The organism is Micromonospora sp. A202 (genome assembly GCF_006715105.1).
GTDB classification, from domain to species: domain Bacteria; phylum Actinomycetota; class Actinomycetes; order Mycobacteriales; family Micromonosporaceae; genus Micromonospora; species Micromonospora zamorensis.
On sequence record NZ_VFMP01000001.1, the window covers coordinates 3691581 to 3709820 of the forward strand.

The 18240-nt window shown below is 71.2% G+C and carries 18 protein-coding genes; 7 read left to right on the forward strand and 11 right to left on the reverse strand.

Annotated features, from left to right (window positions below; genetic code table 11):
- Positions 1 to 69 precede the first annotated feature (69 nt).
- Positions 70 to 414: a DUF1330 domain-containing protein gene (locus tag FBZ33_RS17195; RefSeq protein WP_141909847.1), complete on the forward strand. Its 345-nt coding sequence runs from the start codon at positions 70 to 72 to the stop codon at positions 412 to 414.
- 8 nt (positions 415 to 422) lie between these two features.
- Here FBZ33_RS17195 and map read toward each other — a convergent pair whose 3' ends face one another.
- Positions 423 to 1196 (reverse strand): type I methionyl aminopeptidase, encoded by a 774-nt coding sequence (gene map, locus FBZ33_RS17200; protein WP_141909848.1) that lies wholly within the window; start codon positions 1194 to 1196, stop codon positions 423 to 425.
- A gap of 66 nt (positions 1197 to 1262) precedes the next feature.
- Between map and FBZ33_RS17205 the strand changes: the two genes are divergently transcribed.
- Positions 1263 to 1565, forward strand: a complete 303-nt coding sequence (locus FBZ33_RS17205; RefSeq protein WP_088948691.1) for a helix-turn-helix domain-containing protein — start codon at positions 1263 to 1265, stop codon at positions 1563 to 1565.
- A gap of 120 nt (positions 1566 to 1685) precedes the next feature.
- Here FBZ33_RS17205 and FBZ33_RS17210 read toward each other — a convergent pair whose 3' ends face one another.
- Positions 1686 to 2438, reverse strand: coding sequence for a glyoxalase (locus FBZ33_RS17210; protein ID WP_141909849.1), 753 nt, complete (start codon positions 2436 to 2438; stop codon positions 1686 to 1688).
- A 168-nt stretch (positions 2439 to 2606) separates the two neighbouring features.
- On the opposite strand from FBZ33_RS17210, the gene FBZ33_RS17215 reads away from it, so the two are divergent.
- The 4 genes from FBZ33_RS17215 to FBZ33_RS17230 are packed head-to-tail and all read left to right on the forward strand — an operon-like array spanning position 2607 to position 5887.
- Positions 2607 to 3536, forward strand: coding sequence for a hypothetical protein (locus FBZ33_RS17215; RefSeq protein WP_141909850.1), 930 nt, complete (start codon positions 2607 to 2609; stop codon positions 3534 to 3536).
- Entirely contained in the window at positions 3533 to 3979 is a 447-nt protein-coding gene (locus FBZ33_RS17220) for an ABA4-like family protein (protein ID WP_141909851.1), read from the forward strand. The genes FBZ33_RS17215 and FBZ33_RS17220 overlap by 4 nt, the downstream gene beginning before the upstream one ends.
- Before the next feature lie 4 nt (positions 3980 to 3983).
- On the forward strand, positions 3984 to 5264 hold the full coding sequence (locus tag FBZ33_RS17225) for a sensor histidine kinase (RefSeq protein WP_141909852.1): 1281 nt from the start codon (positions 3984 to 3986) through the stop codon (positions 5262 to 5264).
- Complete coding sequence (locus FBZ33_RS17230) at positions 5261 to 5887, forward strand: response regulator transcription factor (RefSeq protein WP_141909853.1); 627 nt, start codon at positions 5261 to 5263, stop codon at positions 5885 to 5887. Before FBZ33_RS17225 ends, FBZ33_RS17230 begins: the two co-directional genes overlap by 4 nt.
- A 2-nt stretch (positions 5888 to 5889) precedes the next feature.
- Here the strand turns inward: FBZ33_RS17230 and FBZ33_RS17235 are convergent, their stop codons facing one another.
- Positions 5890 to 6606, reverse strand: a complete 717-nt coding sequence (locus FBZ33_RS17235; RefSeq protein ID WP_185755323.1) for a YoaK family protein — start codon at positions 6604 to 6606, stop codon at positions 5890 to 5892.
- Between the two features lie 70 nt (positions 6607 to 6676).
- Between FBZ33_RS17235 and FBZ33_RS17240 the strand changes: the two genes are divergently transcribed.
- The gene (locus FBZ33_RS17240) at positions 6677 to 7357 is read left to right on the forward strand and encodes a GntR family transcriptional regulator (RefSeq protein ID WP_185755324.1); all 681 of its coding nucleotides are present in this window, start codon (positions 6677 to 6679) and stop codon (positions 7355 to 7357) included.
- Here the strand turns inward: FBZ33_RS17240 and FBZ33_RS17245 are convergent.
- The 8 genes from FBZ33_RS17245 to FBZ33_RS17280 form a co-directional block, all read right to left on the reverse strand.
- Positions 7354 to 9144 carry a gamma-glutamyltransferase family protein gene (locus FBZ33_RS17245; protein ID WP_141909856.1) on the reverse strand — a complete coding sequence of 597 codons (1791 nt, stop codon included), beginning with the start codon at positions 9142 to 9144 and terminating at the stop codon, positions 7354 to 7356. The two genes, FBZ33_RS17240 and FBZ33_RS17245, sit on opposite strands and share 4 nt — an antisense overlap.
- Positions 9141 to 10142, reverse strand: coding sequence for an ABC transporter ATP-binding protein (locus tag FBZ33_RS17250; RefSeq protein WP_088948700.1), 1002 nt, complete (start codon positions 10140 to 10142; stop codon positions 9141 to 9143). Before FBZ33_RS17250 ends, FBZ33_RS17245 begins: the two co-directional genes overlap by 4 nt.
- On the reverse strand, positions 10139 to 11167 hold the full coding sequence (locus tag FBZ33_RS17255) for an ABC transporter ATP-binding protein (protein ID WP_141909857.1): 1029 nt from the start codon (positions 11165 to 11167) through the stop codon (positions 10139 to 10141). The genes FBZ33_RS17250 and FBZ33_RS17255 overlap by 4 nt, the downstream gene beginning before the upstream one ends.
- Entirely contained in the window at positions 11164 to 12048 is an 885-nt protein-coding gene (locus FBZ33_RS17260; protein ID WP_088948702.1) for an ABC transporter permease, read from the reverse strand. The genes FBZ33_RS17255 and FBZ33_RS17260 overlap by 4 nt, the downstream gene beginning before the upstream one ends.
- Positions 12045 to 13001: an ABC transporter permease gene (locus FBZ33_RS17265; RefSeq protein ID WP_088948703.1), complete on the reverse strand. Its 957-nt coding sequence runs from the start codon at positions 12999 to 13001 to the stop codon at positions 12045 to 12047. Before FBZ33_RS17265 ends, FBZ33_RS17260 begins: the two co-directional genes overlap by 4 nt.
- A 6-nt stretch (positions 13002 to 13007) precedes the next feature.
- On the reverse strand, positions 13008 to 14681 hold the full coding sequence (locus FBZ33_RS17270; protein ID WP_141909858.1) for an ABC transporter substrate-binding protein: 1674 nt from the start codon (positions 14679 to 14681) through the stop codon (positions 13008 to 13010).
- A gap of 147 nt (positions 14682 to 14828) precedes the next feature.
- Positions 14829 to 16028: an MFS transporter gene (locus tag FBZ33_RS17275; protein WP_141909859.1), complete on the reverse strand. Its 1200-nt coding sequence runs from the start codon at positions 16026 to 16028 to the stop codon at positions 14829 to 14831.
- A gap of 123 nt (positions 16029 to 16151) precedes the next feature.
- Positions 16152 to 18086, reverse strand: a complete 1935-nt coding sequence (locus FBZ33_RS17280) for a Na+/H+ antiporter NhaA (RefSeq protein ID WP_141909860.1) — start codon at positions 18084 to 18086, stop codon at positions 16152 to 16154.
- Positions 18087 to 18240: the final 154 nt, after the last annotated feature.

Consider the following 18240-nt stretch of genomic DNA (forward strand, 5'->3'; position numbering starts at 1 on the left):
ACGTAATCGACAGCGCGCACCGACGCTCGCGATCATCTTCACGAAGGCGTCCCCAACGATCGGAGAATCATGACCGCGTACGCGCTCGCTCATCTGCGCAGGGCACCTGTCCATGCCGAGGTGCTCGAATATCTGGAGCGCATCGATGCCACCCTGGCGCCCTTCGAAGGTCGGTTCATCGTCCACGGTGGGCCCGTCGAGGTGCTGGAAGGCAGTTGGCCGGGCGATCTTGTCGTCATCGAGTTTCCCGACTCGACCAGGGCCCGCTCCTGGTACGGCTCCGATGCGTACCAGGAGATCAAGCTGTTGCGGACGAGGCACCTGGCCGGCGACGTGATCCTCGTCGAGGGGGTCGACGCCGATCACAGCTCCGCGGAGATGGCTGCCGCGATCCGCCGGGCCGATGGTTCCTGAGGTCGGGATCAGGCCGTCGGCAGGGTGAGCACGTCGGCTCCGTCGTTGGTGATGGCGATCGTGTGCTCGCTGTGCGCCGTCCGGCAGCCGGTCACGCTGCGCAGCGTCCAGCCATCGGCGTCGGTGACGAGCTTGGCGGTGTCCGCCATGACCCAGGGCTCCAGCGCCAGCAGCAGGCCCGGGCGCAGTCGGTACCCGCGACCGGGCCGCCCGGTGTTGGAGACGTGCGGGTCCTGGTGCATGGTCGAGCCGACGCCGTGGCCGCCGAACTCGGTGTTGACCGAATATCCCGCCGCGGTGAGGACGGAGCCGATGGCATGGGAGATGTCACCGATGCGGGCGCCCGGGCCGGCGGCAGCGATCCCCGCGCTCAGTGCGCGCTCGGTCGCGTCGATCAGCGCGACGCTCTCCGGGGGCTGCACGTCGCCCACGATGAAGCTGATGGCGGAGTCGGCGACGACTCCGCCCAGGGAGACGGCGAGGTCGAGCGACAGCAGGTCGCCGTCGGCGAGGGTGTAGTCGTGCGGCAGTCCGTGCAGCACGGCGTCGTTGACCGACGTGCAGATGTAGTGGCCGAACGGCCCACGCCCGAAGGACGGCTCATAGTCGACGTAGCAGGACTGCGCCCCGGCCTCCATGATCATGCTGCGTGCCCACGCGTCGATCTCCAGGAGGTTCGTGCCGACCGCGCTGCGGCTCTTCAGCGTCTGCAGGATGTCGGCGACCAGGGCGCCGGAATCCTTCGCTCGCAGCAGGTCGGTGGGGGTCAGGATCTCGATCATGCAGCGCCTTCCTCGCACTTCCCAATAACTATCCCGGCCATATTATCCCGGTACTAGAATCGGGCCATGGTCAGGTTGCCGCTCACTCCCGAAGAGGTCGAACGCGGACAGCGGCTCGGCGCCCTGCTGCGTCGAGCCCGGGGGGACCGTTCGATGCTCCTCACCGCACTGGACGCGGGTGTCTCGCCGGAAACTCTCCGGAAGATCGAGTCCGGCCGCATCGCCACCCCCGCCTTCCCGACCATCGCCGCCATCGCCGACGTCCTCGGCCTCTCCCTGGACGCGGTGTGGTCGGAGATCAACCACTCCGACGAGGGGGCCGGGCTGCCAGGCTCAGGCCGTGACACGGTCGAGCGGTTGGCCTCGTAGGGCCGCGACACGAGGCCAAGATCCGCACAGGAACAGGGAAAGTGCTGCCTCACTCGCCGCCGAGGCACCTACATCCCCGAAGTTGTGCAGATCTTGGGCGATGCGGAGCGTGTTGCGGCTTCAGGGCGCGTCGGGTCCCCACCACGGTTCCAGGACGGCCGGGTCGGCCACGAACTGCTCCACCTGCGTACGCTCCGGCTCGGTCAGGGTCAGCGCCTGGAGGCGGGCGCCCCACTCGGGGACGCGCTCCGCCTTCCCCAACGCCACCGACAGCTCGATCAGGGCGGCCAACGCCATCGCCTGCTCGACCACCGGCGCCTCGTCGGCACGGCGGCGCATTCCGGAGTCGAGCGCCCGGTAGGCAGCCCGATCGTCCATCTTGAACTCGCGCAGGATCCGCGCGTTGTCGAGCACCCGCGCCAGGCCCTGCAACTCCGCTGACCCGCCGTACTCCAGGTCCTCCGGCTCGTCGCGCTGGATGAAGGTGATGGTGTTGCCCGACGGGTCGACGATGCTGAACCGCGACGCCCCGGCGCGGTAGCGGGTCATCCGGGGCAGGCCCTTGACCAGCACCTTGCCGTAGCTGCGACGCATCGTCTCGGCGAACGTCGCGTGGTACGGCGCAACCGCGTCGACCATCACCAGGCAGCCGCCGGACGTCTCCTTCGCCGGGTCCAGGTCCTTGGGCGCTGGGCCGTAGTGCAGTTGGAACCCACTCCACTGCAAGGCCAGGTACACGTACGGCTTGAGCTGCTTGTAGGTCACCTCGAACCCGAGCGCCTGCCAGAACGCCAGGGTCTCCTCCGGCGCGGGGCAGGGCAGCAGCGGCAGTGTCGTCTCGTTCGGCTGGACGCGATCCTCTGCGGTCGTCACTGTTCGCTCCCCGTGTGGTCGGCAGACCGGCCATTGTGCCAGCGCGGGCGACGGTCCTCGGCGGGATTCGCCTCCTACCCAGGGAGGAGACCCCGCTCCGACCGCTGGCCACAACCGGGACTCGCGGTCGGACGCGACCGGCGGGCACTGTCGCGACCATCTACAGACATGACAATCGATCTGCGCCGGGCGGCACAATGGCACCGCCCACTCATGCTCCTCGTCGCCGCGATGGTGGCGCTCGCCGTCGTCGCCCTGGTCGGCATTGTCGTCGACTCGCGCGTCCTCACCGGATCGCCGATCTGGCTCAAGCCGTTCAAGTTCGCGGTGTCCTTCGTGCTGTACGGCACTACTCTTGCCTGGATGCTCTCCCTGCTGCCACGCCGGGCCCGGGTCGCGGAGTGGGCGGCCACGGTCATCGTCGCGATGGCGGCGATCGAGATGGTGTGGATCGTCGGGCAGGTCATCCGCGGTACGACCAGCCATTTCAACGACACCACGCCGTTCAATGCCGCCCTGTTCTCGATGATGGGTGCGGCGATCATGGTGCTGTTCGCCGCGCACTTCGTCGTCGGGATCGTGGTGCTGATCCGGCGGATCCCGGACAAGGTCGCCGCGTACGCCGTCGGGTGGGGGCTCGGTCTGTCGTTGCTGGGCATGCTCGTGGCGGTGCCTATGGTGCTGCCCGCCCAGGATCCGGGGATCGAGGGGATCAGCGGGGCGCACAGCGTGGGCGTACCCGATGGTGGTGCGGGACTGCCGCTGGTCGGCTGGAGCACCACCGGGGGTGACCTGCGGATCGGGCACTTCGTGGGCCTGCACGCCCTGCAGGCCCTGCCGATTCTGGCGATCCTGCTGACCCGGTTCCTCGGCACCCGACTGGACGAGCACACCCGCGCCCGGCTGCTGGTCGTCGCGGGCGGCGCGTACGGCGTACTCACGCTGTTGTTGACCTGGCAGGCACTGCGTGGGCAGGCGCTGCTGCGGCCGGACGCCGTCACCCTCGCCGCAGTCGCGGCCCTGGTGGTCGCGACGGCGACCGCCGCCGCGACCGTGCTGGCTCGCCGGACCCGGCCGGAACTGGCACTGGCCGCATGACCGCGACGCTGTTCACCCTGACGTTCGCGGTGGCCGCGCCTTTCTGGGCGCTGATGATCCTGCTGCCGCGCTGGTCGTGGACCGCCCGGATCATCTCTTCACCGCTGATCGTGCTGCCGGTGGTGGTGATCTACGGCCTGCTGGTGGTCCCGGCGTTCGGCGACGTGCTGCCGGCCGTGGCGTCGCCGACCCTGACGGGGGTGCGCGACCTGCTCGGCACCTCCGACGGGGCGGCGGCGGGCTGGGCGCACATGATCGCGTTCGATCTGTTCGTCGGGCGCTGGGCATGGTTGGACAGCCGCGAACGGGGGGTACCGGCGCTGGTGATGGCTCCGGTGCTGCTGCTGACCATCCTGCTCGGACCGCTCGGCCTGGCCGCCTACCTGGCCCTGCGACCCCGGTGGCGCGGCCCTCGTGCCACTGAGCCGCAACACCTAGGCTGACCCGGTGGGAAGGGCGGGACGACTGTTCGACACGCGGGACACGCTCGTGCGGACGGTGCTGCTCGACCTCAGCGGGGTGGGCTACCTGGTCTTCGGCACCCAGGCTGGCCGCGAGCCGACGGTGGCACAGTGGGTCCTCGCGGTGGCCGCGTTCGCGGTCGCCCTGGTGTTGCACCGCCGGCCGGTGGTCAACCTGGTGGCGCAGGCGGCACTGCTGGCGGTCGCGATCTGCCTGATCGACGACATAATGATCAACCAGGTGGGCGCGAGTTGGGCTCTGCTCGAGGTCACCATGCGGGCACGTCCCGGCCCGACCATCTGGCTGGCCGCCACGCTGCTGGCCATGGTCGACCTGACCGACTCGATCGGCGACCCGGCCCGCAGGGTCGCCTCGGGCGTCGTCGGGCTGGCCCTGGAGGTCGGCGTTCCCGTGCTGCTCGGGCTGGTCATCCGCACCAACCGGGCGCTCAGTCTGCAGGCCGTGGAGCGGGCGGTGGCCGAGCAACGGCAGCACGAGTCGGAGAGCCGCGCGGCACGGGCCGACGAACGCAGCGCCATCGCCCGCGAGCTGCACGACGTCGTCGCGCACCACGTCGCGTCGATGGTGCTGCGGGTCGGCGTGGCCCGACACGTGCTCACCGACCTGGACCCTCGGGTCGGCGAGGTGTTCGACGACGTGCACGGCACGGGAACCGCTGCCCTGGCGGAGCTGCGCCGGCTGGTCGCGGTGCTGCGCGATCCCGACGGGGTACGCGGCGACGCGGCGCTGACCGCGATCGAGCCCTCCGCGTTGCCGGCGGCGATCGGTGCGGCGATCGACCGGGCCCGTCAGGCCGGCATCACCGTGGAGGCCGACCTGGACCCGGCGATCGGTTCGCTCGACGCGGTGCGCGGCATGGCGGTGCTGCGGCTGACCCAGGAGGCACTGACCAACGTGGCCAGACACGCGGGTACGTCCGCCGTGGCGCACCTCGTGGTCGCCGTCCGCGACGGCGTCGTGCACTGGGAGATCGCCGACACCGGTCGCGGCGGGGTGCCGGCGGGTGTGCCGACCGGCGGCGGACTGTTGGCCGGCGTGCCGGCCGGCGGCGGGCACGGCATCACCGGGATGCGCGAGCGCGTCGAGGTCCTCGGCGGCCGGTTGGAGGCGGGCCCGTCCGGCACCGGGTGGCGGGTGCGCACCGCCCTCCCGGCCGTGGTGGCCGCCTCCGACCGGGCACCGGTCCGGTCGGTGCCAGATGAACGCAGGGCCCCGGCCGACTCCCCCGCACCGGAGCCGGTGTGATCCGGGTGCTGCTGGTCGACGACCAGCACCTCATCCGGGCCGGGTTGCGGATGCTCTGTGCGGCCCAGCCCGACATCGAGGTCGTCGGGGAGGCCGACAACGGCCGCGAGGCGATCACACTTGCCGCCCGGCTCCTTCCCGACGTCGTCGTCATGGACCTGCGCATGCCCGGCGTCGACGGGATCACCGCGACCAGCCGGATCCTCGCGGCGCGACCAGCCGCCCGCATCCTGGTGCTGACCACGTTCGGCGACGACGACCACCTCTACCCCGCGCTGACCGCCGGCGCCTGCGGGTTCCTGCTCAAGGACGCGCCACCGGCTGAGCTGCTCGACGGCATCCGCCGGGCGGCCGTCGGTGACAGCCCGTTCAGCCCGGAGGTGCTGCGACGCCTCGTGCAGCGCGCGGTGCACGCCCGCCCCGAGACACCACGGTCGGTGCAGGGCCTGACCGCCCGCGAGCAGGAGGTGCTGAACCTGGTCGCCGAGGGCCTGTCGAACACCGAGATCGGGGACCGCCTCCACATCGGCGTCACCACGGTCAAAACCCACATCACCAGCCTGATGACCAAGACCGACAGCCCCAACCGGGTCCGCCTGGCCCTGTTCGCCCGGGGCGTCTGACGTCAGGCCCGCATCCGGGCGGACACGACGATGACGAGCACCAGCGGCACGATCAGCAGCGCCGGGGCGACGACCGGCAGGTGCAGGGCGACCAGTGCGCCGACGGCGGCGCCGACCATGAGGGCCAGCAACACCTGGGCCTTGGGGCGCAGGTTGCCCCACGGGCTGCGCGCGGCGACGCCGGCGATCAGGCTGGTGAGCGTGCCGGTCAGGTACGTCGAGGACAGGCCGGGCACGCCGAACCGTTGGATGGCACTGCTCTGCACGCCCAGCGCCACCGCCGACAGCATGAGCAGCGCGAGGTGGACACGTGCGTCGGCGGTGTGCAGCGTGACCTCCCAGACGACGAGGAACACGACGAACACCAACAGCTCCAGGACGAGCGCCCAGGTGACCCGCCGGGGCCAGACCGGGTCGCCCGGTCGTGCCGAGCCGACGACGCGGGCACCGGCGAGGACACCGACGATGAAGCTGACAATGGCGCAGCCGGACGTCAGGGCCAGCTCGGCGTCACCTCGGCCCGCCGAGAGTCCGAGCAGGACCATGTTGCCGGTCATGACGCTGGCGAAGGCACCGCCGAGGGAGAGGAACCCGATGGCGTCGGCGCAACCGGTCAGGAAGGTGAGGACGACGACGAGCGCGTGCCGTCGACGCAGGAGGCGCGGGTCCTGCTGAGCCGCGGGGCGGGGCTGGATGACGTTGGGCACTGTGCTCGACACTGTCGGCCACTCTCCAAGGATTGTTCTTCGTATACACTTTGTCCGGACATGTTCACGGAGAGGCGACCAGGTGGCTGAAGATCTGCGGGACAAGCTCGGCGCGCAACACCTGCCGCTACGCGATCAGGTCCTCGCCGCCCTGCGCACCGCCATCATCGACGGGGACTACCTGCCCGGTGAACGGCTCACCGAGGACCGGCTGGCGGAGGACTTCGGTGTCTCCCGCAACCCCGTCCGGGAGGCCCTGCGCGTCGCCGAGGCGGAAGGTTTCGTCGTGATCCTCCCCCGCCGGGGAGCGGTCGTCGCCTCACCGAGCAGCGGCGCCATCGACGACATGTTTGCCGTCCGCGTACGCCTGGAGACGCTGGCCGCCCGGCTGGCCGCCGAGCGGGCGACCGCCGCGGACGTGGTGGCCCTGCGTGCCCTGCTGGACGAGGGACGCGAGGCGACACAGCGGCAGGACCTGGCCCGGGTCGCCGAGCTGAACAGCACCCTGCACCTGCGCATCCTCCAGGTCAGCGGAAACCCCTGGCTGTCGTCGATCGCCAAGTCGCTCTACCTCCATGTCCAGTGGGTCTTCCGGCTCGGGGCGGCCGAACGCGCGCCACACTCGTGGGCCGAGCACATCCAGCTCGTCGACGCCATCGAGTCAGGCGACGGCGACCGCGCCGAGCGGGCCGCGCTCGACCACCTCGACGCGGCGTCCGCCGCGGCCCACGAGAACGCCGAGGGTGGCTACGCCAGGCCCTAACGCCCGCACGCGTAGCCCTGCATCCCCCGGGGGTTCGCACCGGCGGAGAGCACGCCCGTCGCCGGGTCGCGGCTCACCGCGCAGAGCCGACCGAGGCTCCATGAGTCGGTGACCCGCACCTCGTGCCCATACGCCCGCAGGGCGGCCAGCACGTCGTCGTCGAACCGGTCCTCCACCACCAGGACGCCGGGTTCCATACCCCGTGGGTAGAACGACCCCGGCAGGCTGAGCGTGTGCCACGCCGGCGCATCGATGGCCTCCTGGAGGGGCTGGCCGCCGACGAGGTGCCGCAGCAGGAACGGCAACTGCCACTGGTCCTGCTGGTCGCCGCCGGGTGTCCCGCAGGCCAGCACCGGCTCCCCGTCGCGGTGCACCATCGTCGGGCTCAGCGTCGTACGCGGCCGACGGCCGGGGGCCAACGACGAGGCCAGCCCCTCCTCCAGCCAGAACATCTGCAACCGGCTGCCCAGCGGAAAGCCGAGTTCCGGGATGGCCGGCGAGCTCTGCAACCAGCCACCACTGGGGGTAGCGGAGATCATGTTTCCCCAGCGGTCGACCACGTCCACGTGGCAGGTGTCGCCCCGGGTCACGCCGTCCGACTGCACTGTCGGCTCCCCCGTCGTCGCATCCGTCGGGTCGGCACGACGGGCGGTGCCGGGTCGGACGTGGGCCGCCAGCCGTGGCTGCGCCCCGTCGGGACGCCCTGGCCGCAACTGGGCCGACGCGCGGTCACCGATCAGGGCTGCCCGCTCCCGCGCGTACTCCCGGGAGAGCAGCGCCTTGGCGGGCACCTCGACGTCGTCGCCGTACCAGGCCTCCCGGTCGGCGAAGGCGAGCTTGAGCGCCTCGACCTGGGCGTGCACACCCCGGGCGGTCGACGGGTCGTACGCGGTGGGGTCGTCGAGCGCGTCGAGGGTGGCCAGTGACTCCAGCAGCACCGGGCCCTGGCCCCAGAAACCGGTCTTCGCCACCGAGTAGCCGTGCCAGTCGAGGGTGGCGGGCGCCTCCCAGGTCGCCGAGTACGCGGCCAGGTCGTCACCGGTGATCAGCCCGGCGTTCGGCCGACCGCTGGAGTCCTGGAACGGCTGGCGGCTGAACGCGTCGATGGCCTCGGCGACGAAACCCGTACTCCAGGCGCGACGCGCGGCCTCGATCTGCGCCTCCCGGTCCGCGCCCGCCGCCTGGCCCGCCTCGACCAGCCTGCGCAGGGTGCCCGCGTACGCCGGGTTGGTGACCATCTCCCCGGCGGCGGGTGGCCGGCCGCCGCGCAGCCAGAGCGCGGCGGAGGTGGGCCAGTGTTCCTCGAACAGCGACCGCACGGCCGCCACGGTGTCACCGACCCGGCCCACCAGCGGGTGTCCGGCGCCGGCGTAGCCGATCGCCGGCTCCAGCACCTCGGCGAGGGTGAGCGTGCCGTGCTCGCGCAGCAGCAGGAGCCAGGCGTCCACCGCGCCGGGTACGGCCGCCGCGAGCGGCCCGGCCCCCGGGATGAGGTCCATGCCGAGCGACCGGAAGTGCGCGATGGTGGCACCGGCCGGCGCGGGCCCCTGCCCGCACAGCACCTTCGGCGTCGGGTCCGCCGCGGTGGCCACGATGGCGGGCACCTCGCCGCCCGGCCCGTTCAGGTGCGGCTCGACGACGTGCAGGACGAACCCGGCGGTGACCGCGGCGTCGAAGGCGTTGCCCCCGCGTTCGAGGATGCCCATCGCCGCCTGGCTGGCGAGCCAGTGCGTCGAGGACACCATGCCGAACGTGCCCTGGAGCGTGGGTCGGGTGGTGAACGTCATGACAACACCTCACTGGGATCTGCGGTGCGAACGTCGGGGCCGGTGCCGTCGGGCCGGACCAGGTGGCACGCGGCCATGCCGTCGCCGATGGCCGTCCGCGCCGGCACCTCCGTCGCGCACCTGTCGAACGCGAGCGGGCACCGGGTCCGGAACCGGCAGCCGGACGGCGGGTCGAGCGCGGACGGCAGGTCGTCGCCCAGCAGCACCGGCTGACGTTCGCGTTGGCGCACCGGGTCGGCCACCGGCGCGGCGGACAGCAGCGCCTGCGTGTACGGGTGGGCGGGCCGGGCGAAGATCCGCTCGCGGCTGCCCTGCTCGACGAGTTGACCCAGGTACATGACGGCGATGTCGTCGGCCAGGTACTCGACAGCGGACAGGTCGTGGGTGATGAACAGGCAGGCGAACCCGATGTCGCGTTGCAGGTCGGCGAGGAGGTTGAGCACCGACGCCTGCACGGACACGTCGAGTGCGCTGGTGGGTTCGTCGGCGATGAGCAGCATGGGCTCGGAGATCAGCGCCCGGGCGATGCTGACCCGTTGGCGTTGCCCGCCGGACAGTTCGTGGGGGTAGCGGCGTGCCACCTCGGCGCGCAGGCCCACCCGTTCGAGTTGGGGGGCGACGCGGGCGTCCCGGTCGCGCCGGGAGATCCGTTTGCCGGCCAGCCGCAGCGGCTCGGCCACGATGTCGCCCACCAGCATGCGCGGGTCCAGGGACCCGGCCGGGTCCTGAAAAACGATCGACACCGCCCCGCGATGGGGGCGCAGTCGCCGTCGGGACAGGTGCGTGACGTCCGTCCCGGCGATCCGGACCGTCCCGGCGGTCGGCTCGACGAGCCGCACCACGCATCGACCCACTGTCGACTTCCCGGAGCCGCTCTCCCCCACCAGGGCCGTGACCCGGCCCCTCGGGATCGTCAGGGACACCCCGTCCACGGCGCGGACCGGGCCGAAGTGCATCACCAGGTCCTCGATCTCCAGGGCGTTGGGCTGCGGCGTCATCGGGTCGCCTCCTGGGGTGCCGTCGGTGCCGTTGTGCAGGGGTGCCAGCAGGCCGCCACGTGGTCCGTGCCACCGACGCCCTCCAGAGGCGGGGCGGAGTCGCGGCACGTCGCGTCGGCGGCCGGGCACCGGTCCGCGAAGGTGCACGCGTCGGGTTGGGTCGACAGGACGGGCACCAGCCCGGGGATCTCGGTCAAGCGGTCCGTGCCCGCGTGCCGGCCCGGCTGCGGTGACGCCGACAGCAGCCCGGCCGTGTACCGGTGCCGGGGGTGTGCGAACAGGTCGTCGACCGGTGCCCGCTCCACCACCCGTCCCGCGTACATGACGACGACGCGGTCGGCGATGTCGGCGATCACGCCAAGGTCGTGCGTGATGATGAGGATGCTCGTGCCGAGCCGGTCGCGCAGGTCCCGCAGCACCTGGAGGATGCCGGCCTGGACAGTGACGTCCAACGCGGTGGTCGGCTCGTCGGCCACCAGCACCTTCGGGCCGCAGGCCACCGCCATCGCGATCATCACGCGCTGGCGCATGCCACCGGAGAGCTGGTGCGGGTAGGTGTCGACCCGCTGCGCCGCGGACGGGATCCCGACCAGCGTCAGCAGCTCCACGGCCCGGGCCCGCGCGGCTCGTCGGGACATCCGTTCGTGGACCTGGAGCACCTCCCCGATCTGCCGCCCGACGGTGAGCACCGGGTTCAAGGACGTCATCGGCTCCTGGAAGATGTAGGCGATCTCCTGTCCGCGTACCCGGCGCAACGCCGACTCGCGGGCGCCGACCAGTTCGACGCCGTCGAGGCGTACCGAGCCGGTGACCCGGGCGCTGCCGGGCAGCAGGCCGGCGATGCTCATCGCGGTGACGCTCTTGCCGCACCCGGACTCGCCCACCATCCCGACGATCTCCCCGGAGGCGAGGTCCAGGCTGACCCCGTCCACCGCCGAGACGGTGCCGGTCTCGGTCGGGAACGACACCGAGAGGTCGCGGATCGCCAGGACGGGCGCGGCAGTGCCCGCGGAGGCCGTGGTCATCGGCGGTCTCCCTTCGGGTCTAGGGCGTCGCGCAGGGCGTCACCGAAGACATTGAACGCCAGCGCCAAGCCCATGATCACGACACCGGGAAGGACGGCGGCCCACGGTGCCCGGGCGGCGAACTGCTGGGCGGTGGCCAGCATCGTGCCCAGGCTGGGTGCCGGGGGTTGGATGCCGAGGCCGAGGAAGGACAGCACCGCCTCGCCGAGGATCGCGGCCGGGATCGCGACGGTGGCCTGCACCAGGATCACCGACGTCGCGTTCGGCAGGATGTGCCGGGCCAGCACCCACAGGTCACTCGCCCCGTCGACCACGGCCGCCGCGACGAAGTCCAGCGACTTGAGGCGCAGCGTGTCCGAGCGGACGACCCGGATCACCCCGGGGATCTGGGCGATGCCGATGGCCACCGCCGCGTTGCCGAGGCTGGCACCCCGGATGGCCGCCAGCCCCACCGCCATGATCAGGAACGGGAACGCGAGCAGCAGGTCGGTGAAGCGCGAGATCACGGCGTCCCAGGCCCGGAAGTAGCCGGCCGCGAGCCCGAGTGGCACCCCGATGACCAGGGAGGTGGCCACCGCCAGGAGCCCCACCTGCAACGACGCCCGCGCGCCGAGCATGATGCGGGAGAGGACGTCCCGGCCGAGGTCGTCGGTGCCGAGCACGTGGCCGGAGGTGCCGGGCGGTGCGAACGTACGGGCGAAGTCGGTCTGGTCGACGGAGTAGGGCGCGATCCACGGCGAGAGCAGCGCGGTGGCCGCCGCCAGCGCGAGCACGACGAAGCTCACCACGGCGAGTGGGTTGCGGCGCAACCGTCGCAGCACCCGTGCGCGCCGGGTGACGCTGACCGAGGTCTCCGCCATCGGTACGGTGAGGACGGTCATGCCGGATCTCCCGTCACCCTGATGCGGGGGTCGATGACCGAGTAGAGCAGGTCGACGAAAAAGTTGATCACGATGTAGGCCGTCGCGGTGAGCAGGACGACGGCCTGGATCACCGGGTAGTCCCGTTGGAACACCGCGTCGATGGTCATCTTGCCGAAGCCCGGCAGCCCGAAGATCTGCTCGGTGACGACCGCGCCCGAGATCAGGCCGCCAAGTTGGAGACCCACGACGGTGACCACCACGATGAGGCTGTTGCGCAGTGCGTGCCGGGTGATGACGGCGCGCGGTCGCAGGCCCTTCGCCTTGGCCGTGCGCACGTAGTCGGAGGAGAGCGAGTCCAGCATCGCCGACCGGGTCTGCCGCATGATGATGGCGGCGAGGCCGGTGCCGAGGATCACCGCCGGCAGGACGATGTGGTGCAGGTTGTCCACGGGATCCTCCAGGATCGGCACGAAGCCGGAGGCGGGGAACAGCCCGGTCGCCACGGACAGGTAGAGGATCGCGAGCAGCCCGAGCCAGAAGTGCGGCACCGACAGGCCCACCAGGGCCAGGCCGTTGGCGAGCCACTCCGCCGGACGCCCGCGACGCACCGCCGCGAGCACGCCCGCGCCGACCCCGAGCGCCGAGGCGATGAGGATCGCCAGGACGGACAGTTCAACGGTCACCGGCAGGGCGGTCGTGAGCATCGACGACACCGGTGTACCGGTGCGGATCGACACCCCGAAGTCTCCCTGCGCCATGCGCTCCACGTACTGCGCGAACTGGACCGGCAGCGGCTGGTCCAACCCGTAGTGCCGACGGATGGCCTCCAGCGCCTCCGGCGAGCGGTCCTCCCCGGCCAGCGCGAGGGCCGGGTCACCGGGCAGGGCCCGCACGCCGACGAAGACCACGATCGTCGACAACAGCAGTGTCAACGCCGACTGCCAGGCGCGGGTGAGCAGGTAGCGGGCCACTGTGACCTACTTGGCGAAGCCGGCGAAGGCCGCCCGGAGCACACCGTCCGGGAAGACCTGCAGGCCCTGAAGCTGCTTGCTCACGGCGGTCAGGTTGCGCTGCCGGTAGAGGTAGATCAGGGCGTCGTCCTGCTGGAGCAGCGTGACCGCCTGCCCGTACAGCTTCTTGCGCTCCTCGACGTCGCCGGCCTGGCGGGCCTGGGTCAGCAGGGTGTCGAGCTGCGGGTTGCTGTAGCCGGCGACGTTCTGGCTCGCCTTGGTGCCAACGAAGTTCGTGATGTTGGCGTCCGGGTCGATCCGCCCGCTCCAGCCGAGTTGCAGCAGCTCGAAGTTGCCGCGGTCCTGCTCGTCGAGGAGCGACGAGTATTCCACCGGGTTGATCTTCAGGTCGAACCCGCCGTCCTTGACCATCGACTGGAGCGCCTGCGCGAGACGCAGCGTGTCGGGCGTGTTCGAGGCCAGCATCGTCACCGTGTACGGCGTCTGCACACCCGCCTCCGCCAGCAGCTGCTTGGCCTTTGCGGGGTCGTGCGCCGGGCAGGTCTGCGCCTCCGCCGACGAGAACGCGCTCGCGGGCGAGATCGGTGAGCAGGCGACGGCGTGCAGACCGTTGAACACCGCGTCGACCAGGGCCTTGCGGTCGATGGCGTGCTCGAAGGCCTGCCGTACCTTGGCGTTCTGCGCGAGCGGACGGTTGATGGGCTTGGGTGCCGTACCGATGCCGTCGACGTTGCCGATGTTGATCGTCAGACCCTGGTAGCCGAGCGACTGCGACTGCAGGACCGAGACCGCGGCGTCCTGGCGCAGGGCGGCGAAGTCCTGGGTGGAGACGCTGTCGGCGACCTGCACGTCGCCGGAGCGCAGGTTGGCGGCGCGGATGCTCGCATCGGTGAGGATTCGCCACGAGATGCTGTCGAGGTGCACCTTGCTCGCGTCGTAGTAGTTCGGGTCCTTCACCACCTCGATCGAGTTCTGTGGCACCCGCTTGGCGAACTTGAAGGGGCCGACGCAGACCGGCGCCGAGGCGAAGTCGTCGCCCAGGCTCCGCAACGCCTGGGCACTCATGATCATGCCGGCGCGGTCGGCGAGGGCACCGAGCAGCGGCGCGAACGGCTGCTTCAGTCGAAGGACGACGGTCTGCGCGTCCGGGGTGTCGACGCCGTCGATGGGCCCGAGTTCGCTCTTGCGCGCCGACCGGGCGTTGGTGAGGTGGCGTTGCAGGGTGGCCTTCACCGCGGCCGAGTCGAACGGCGTCCCGTCCGCGAAGCGCACGCCCGGGCGCAGCGGGATGGTCACCGTCCGGCCGTCGCCGCTCGTGGTGGGCAGCGCGGTGGCGAGCTGCGGTACGACCTGCGCCTTCTCGTCGACGTCGTAGAGCTTCTGGCACATCGCCTGGAAGACGTAGCGGGAGTAGAGGCTTCTCGACAGTGTCGGGTCCAGCGCGTCGGGCTCTGCCGAGAGGGCGATTTCCAACTTGCCACCCTGCTTCACGGCGGCGGGGTCTGCCGGCGTGCCGAAGGAATCCTGGCCGGCCGACTGGTTGTCGCCGGACGTGTCGCCGCCGCTGTTCGACACCGGTGAGCAGGCAACGATCGTGCAGACAGCGGCGGCCGCCGCCACTGCGGCCCGGAGCACGCGGGGGCGGGGCAGGCGCGTTTCGCTGGCGGAGAGGTTCGTCATGGAGAGCTCCTCAGGTGGGCGATTTGGGGAGCGTATGTTGTATACGATGACCGCCGCAAGACCTCCGTGAATGGCTTTCGGCAGCCCAGAAGACCGCTGACATCTCCCGCCGACCGGGCGGCCAGCCGTCGGCCTTTCGTCGTCAGCTCAGGGCGCGGACCGGGTCGCGGGCGGGGCCGGGTCACGTCGCAGGAGGCTGAGCAGGACGACGACCGCGAGCACCGCCACCGCCGCGCTGAAGACCTCGCCGGCGGGGCGCAGACCGATCGTCTGGATCAGCAGACCGACCCCGACCGCGGGCACGCCCAGCATGGCGAACAGGATGGCGAAGAACGTCGACACCGCCTCGGCCTGGTGCTGCGGCTCGGTCTTCATGGTGATCGTCGCGATGCCGTCGCCGACCGCCACCCCGGACGCGACCCCGATGAGCGCCGCACTGACGAGCAGCGTCGCCAGCAGCGCCATCCACATGCTGAACGCGAGCAGGCCGGCTCCCACGATCAGGCCGACGCAGGCGCTGGCCAGCGCGGCGCGCGAGGACAGCACGCGGGTCAGCAGCTGACCGAACGCGGCACCGGCGAAGGCCACGAAGACCACCAACGCGGCCAGGGTGTGCGAGGTCTCGTGCAGGACCATGCCGAGGAAGAGCCCAGTTACCGACGTGAGCACCCCGAGCGCGGCGAAGCCCGCACCGGCGGTGATCGCCGAGCAGACGAAGGCGCCGCGAATGGCTGCGGGCACGTGCAACCGTTGCACCCGTAGGGTCACCGGCGAGCGCTCGCGGACCGTCTCCGGCACGCCCCGCAACGCGATGATCGCCAGCACCGCGAGGATCAGCACGATGACCCAGGGCAGCCTCAGCGGGTCGGGCGCCACGTCCGACACGATCCCGGCCAGCAGGGTGCCGGTGGCGAGACCACCCAGGTTCGCGAAGATCGACACAGTGGCGGCTCGTTTCGGATGCCGCCGGTCGATCAACTCCGCCAGCGCCGCGGTCGCCGCACCGATGATCAGCGCCGCGGACAGACCGGCGAGGATCCGACCGACGATGATCATTGCCAGGTCCACGGCGAACAGGAAGACGGCGTCCGCGGCGACGGACAGCAGCAGCGCGGCGAGGATGACCGGACGTCGGCCGATCTGGTCGGAGAGCCGCCCGAACACCAGCAGCCCGACGACCACGCCCAGCGCGTACAACGCGTAGACCACTGTCACCGTCAACGACGAGAAGCCGAACTGCATCTCGTAGAGCGGGTAGAGCGGGGTCGGCACGGTGGTGCCCACGAGCGTGATCCAGAAGGCGAACGCGACCCGTACCGCGCCGGACGTGGAACCGGAGCGTGTCACCCGTACAGCATGGGTCTTGACCTTGGCGGAGGTGCGGCATCGGCCCTAAACGCCCGCATCAGGTGGCGGCGGGGCAGGAGGGTTGGTGCGCTGCCGGCCGACACTCCCCCGCCTCGACCCCCGTCAGCTCGCCGGCCCGCCATCGGGGGGCCCGGGTTCCCGGGGGTGGTACTCGGGGCGCAGCTTCGCGCTGGCGAACGCCGCCTTCACCGCCGCCGAGAGCGCCGTGATGTCGTACGCGCCGTAGTGCCGCCGGCCGTTGATGAAGAAGGTCGGGGTGCCGGTGACGCCACTGAGGTCGGCGGAGTCGGTGTCCTCGGCGACCCGGTCGACACCCATCCGCTTGACCATGTGCTCCCGGAACTGGTCGACGTCCAGGCCGAGTTGTTCGGCATAGCCCAGCACGTCGTCGGGGTTGAGGGCGTCCTGGTGAGCGAGCAGCAGGTCGTGCATCTCCCAGAACGCCCCCTGCTCGCCCGCCGCCTCGGCAGCTTCGGCGGCGAGTTGGGCGTGCGGGTGGACGTCGGTGAGCGGCAGGTGCCGCCAGACGTACCGGACGTTGGCGAAGTCGGCGAGCAGTTCCCGGACCACCGGCTCGGCCTGCCCGCAGTAGGGGCACTCGAAGTCGCCGTACTCCACGACCGTCACCGGCGCGTCGAGCGACCCGCGCATGTGGTCGCGCTCCGGATCGACCGGCAGCATCAGGTCGACGATCCCCTCGGCGACGCCCAGCAGCGCGCGCGCCCGCCGTGCCGGCGACAGTCGCCCGACCGAGCGGAACACCAGCCAGGTGACGAGGGACGCCCCCAGTGTCGCGACGAGGATGCCGAGCTTCGCCTCATCCAGGGCAGGACCGCTGAGGGCATGGGTGGCGATGAGGAGCGCGACGGTGAACCCGATGCCGGAGATCGTGCCGACCCCCACGACGGCGACCCAGCCGACCGGTGCTCGGAACCGGTTGCCGCTGAGCCGGGCCACCAGCCAGGAGGCACCCACGATCCCGGCCGGCTTGCCGACGACGTAGGCGACCACGACGCCGAGCGTGACCGGGGAGACCACCGCCCTGGCGAGAAGATCCCCGTTGATCACGATCCCGGCGTTGGCCAGCGCGAAGAGCGGCACGACCACGTAGCTCGCCCACGGGTGGTAGATGGTCTGCAGTCGCTCGTTCGGCGACAGCGCAGAGGTGAGCCCGGCTCGGGCCATCCGGGCCAACTGCGGGGTGGGCTGTTCCCGGAAGAGGCGGAACTGGTCGCTCGCCCGCTGCAGGTCGTCGCGGCCGGGAGCGTAGGCGTAGGTCAGCAACCCCATCACCAGACCCACCACGACCGGGTCGACACCGGACTCCGAGACCGCGACCCAGGCCGCCGCCCCCAGCAGCGCGTACACCGGCCCGAACCGCACACCCAGGGCCCGGACGAGCAGGACGATGCCGAAGATCAGCACCGCGACGAGCAGCGCCGACAGCGAGGGATGATGCGGGTACGCGATTGCCAGCACCGCGATCGCGACCACGTCGTCGACGACGGCGACGGTCAGCAGGAACCCCCGCAGCCGATCCGAGAAGCGTGGCCCGAAGACGGCCAGCGCGCCGAGCGCGAGCGCCGTGTCCGTGGCCATCACCACTCCCCAGCCGGCGGCGGTGGTCTGCCCGACGTTGAACGCCAGATAGATCGCGATCGGCAGGAGCATGCCGCCGAAACCGGCCAGCATCGGCAACGCCAGTCGACGCCGCTCGCGCAGCTCGCCGATGTCGAACTCCCGGCGCAGTTCCAGCCCCGCGACCAGGAAGAAGAAGGTCATGAGCCCGCTGTTGACCCAGGTACGCACGTCGTGTGACAGGGACCAGTCGCCGAGCCGAACCGAGAGCGAGCTGGCCCACACCGACTCGTACGACGACACGTGCAGGTTGGCCCACACGAGCGCCGCCACCGCGGCGACCAGCACCACCCGGGCGCCGCCGGTCTCGGTGCGCAGGAACGAGCGCAGCGGAGCGTTGAACCGACCCTCCCAGGCGGTTCGGCTGGTCCATCCCCGGTGCGGGTTGTCGCTCGTCACGGAGACAATCTTCGTTGACCTGATCGTCGCGTGGTCCCGGATTGGGGCACATAGCGCCGGCCGATGCGAGCACGGGGTCGGGCGCGGGGCATACACGGAGCGCCACCAGTTGGTAACGTGCGGGTGATCACGCTGGCTGTCGTTGGCGGTGGTC

Coding starts and splice junctions, on each gene's coding strand:
- map (WP_141909848.1), bottom strand. CDS start 1,196: ATGATCGAGATCCTGACCCCCACCGACCTGCTGCGAGCGAAGGATTCC.
- FBZ33_RS17250 (WP_088948700.1), bottom strand. CDS start 10,142: ATGACGCCGCAGCCCAACGCCCTGGAGATCGAGGACCTGGTGATGCAC.
- FBZ33_RS17215 (WP_141909850.1), top strand. CDS start 2,607: ATGACAATCGATCTGCGCCGGGCGGCACAATGGCACCGCCCACTCATG.
- FBZ33_RS17260 (WP_088948702.1), bottom strand. CDS start 12,048: ATGACCGTCCTCACCGTACCGATGGCGGAGACCTCGGTCAGCGTCACC.
- FBZ33_RS17195 (WP_141909847.1), top strand. CDS start 70: ATGACCGCGTACGCGCTCGCTCATCTGCGCAGGGCACCTGTCCATGCC.
- FBZ33_RS17270 (WP_141909858.1), bottom strand. CDS start 14,681: ATGACGAACCTCTCCGCCAGCGAAACGCGCCTGCCCCGCCCCCGCGTG.
- FBZ33_RS17245 (WP_141909856.1), bottom strand. CDS start 9,144: ATGACGTTCACCACCCGACCCACGCTCCAGGGCACGTTCGGCATGGTG.
- FBZ33_RS17220 (WP_141909851.1), top strand. CDS start 3,533: ATGACCGCGACGCTGTTCACCCTGACGTTCGCGGTGGCCGCGCCTTTC.
- FBZ33_RS17255 (WP_141909857.1), bottom strand. CDS start 11,167: ATGACCACGGCCTCCGCGGGCACTGCCGCGCCCGTCCTGGCGATCCGC.
- FBZ33_RS17205 (WP_088948691.1), top strand. CDS start 1,263: ATGGTCAGGTTGCCGCTCACTCCCGAAGAGGTCGAACGCGGACAGCGG.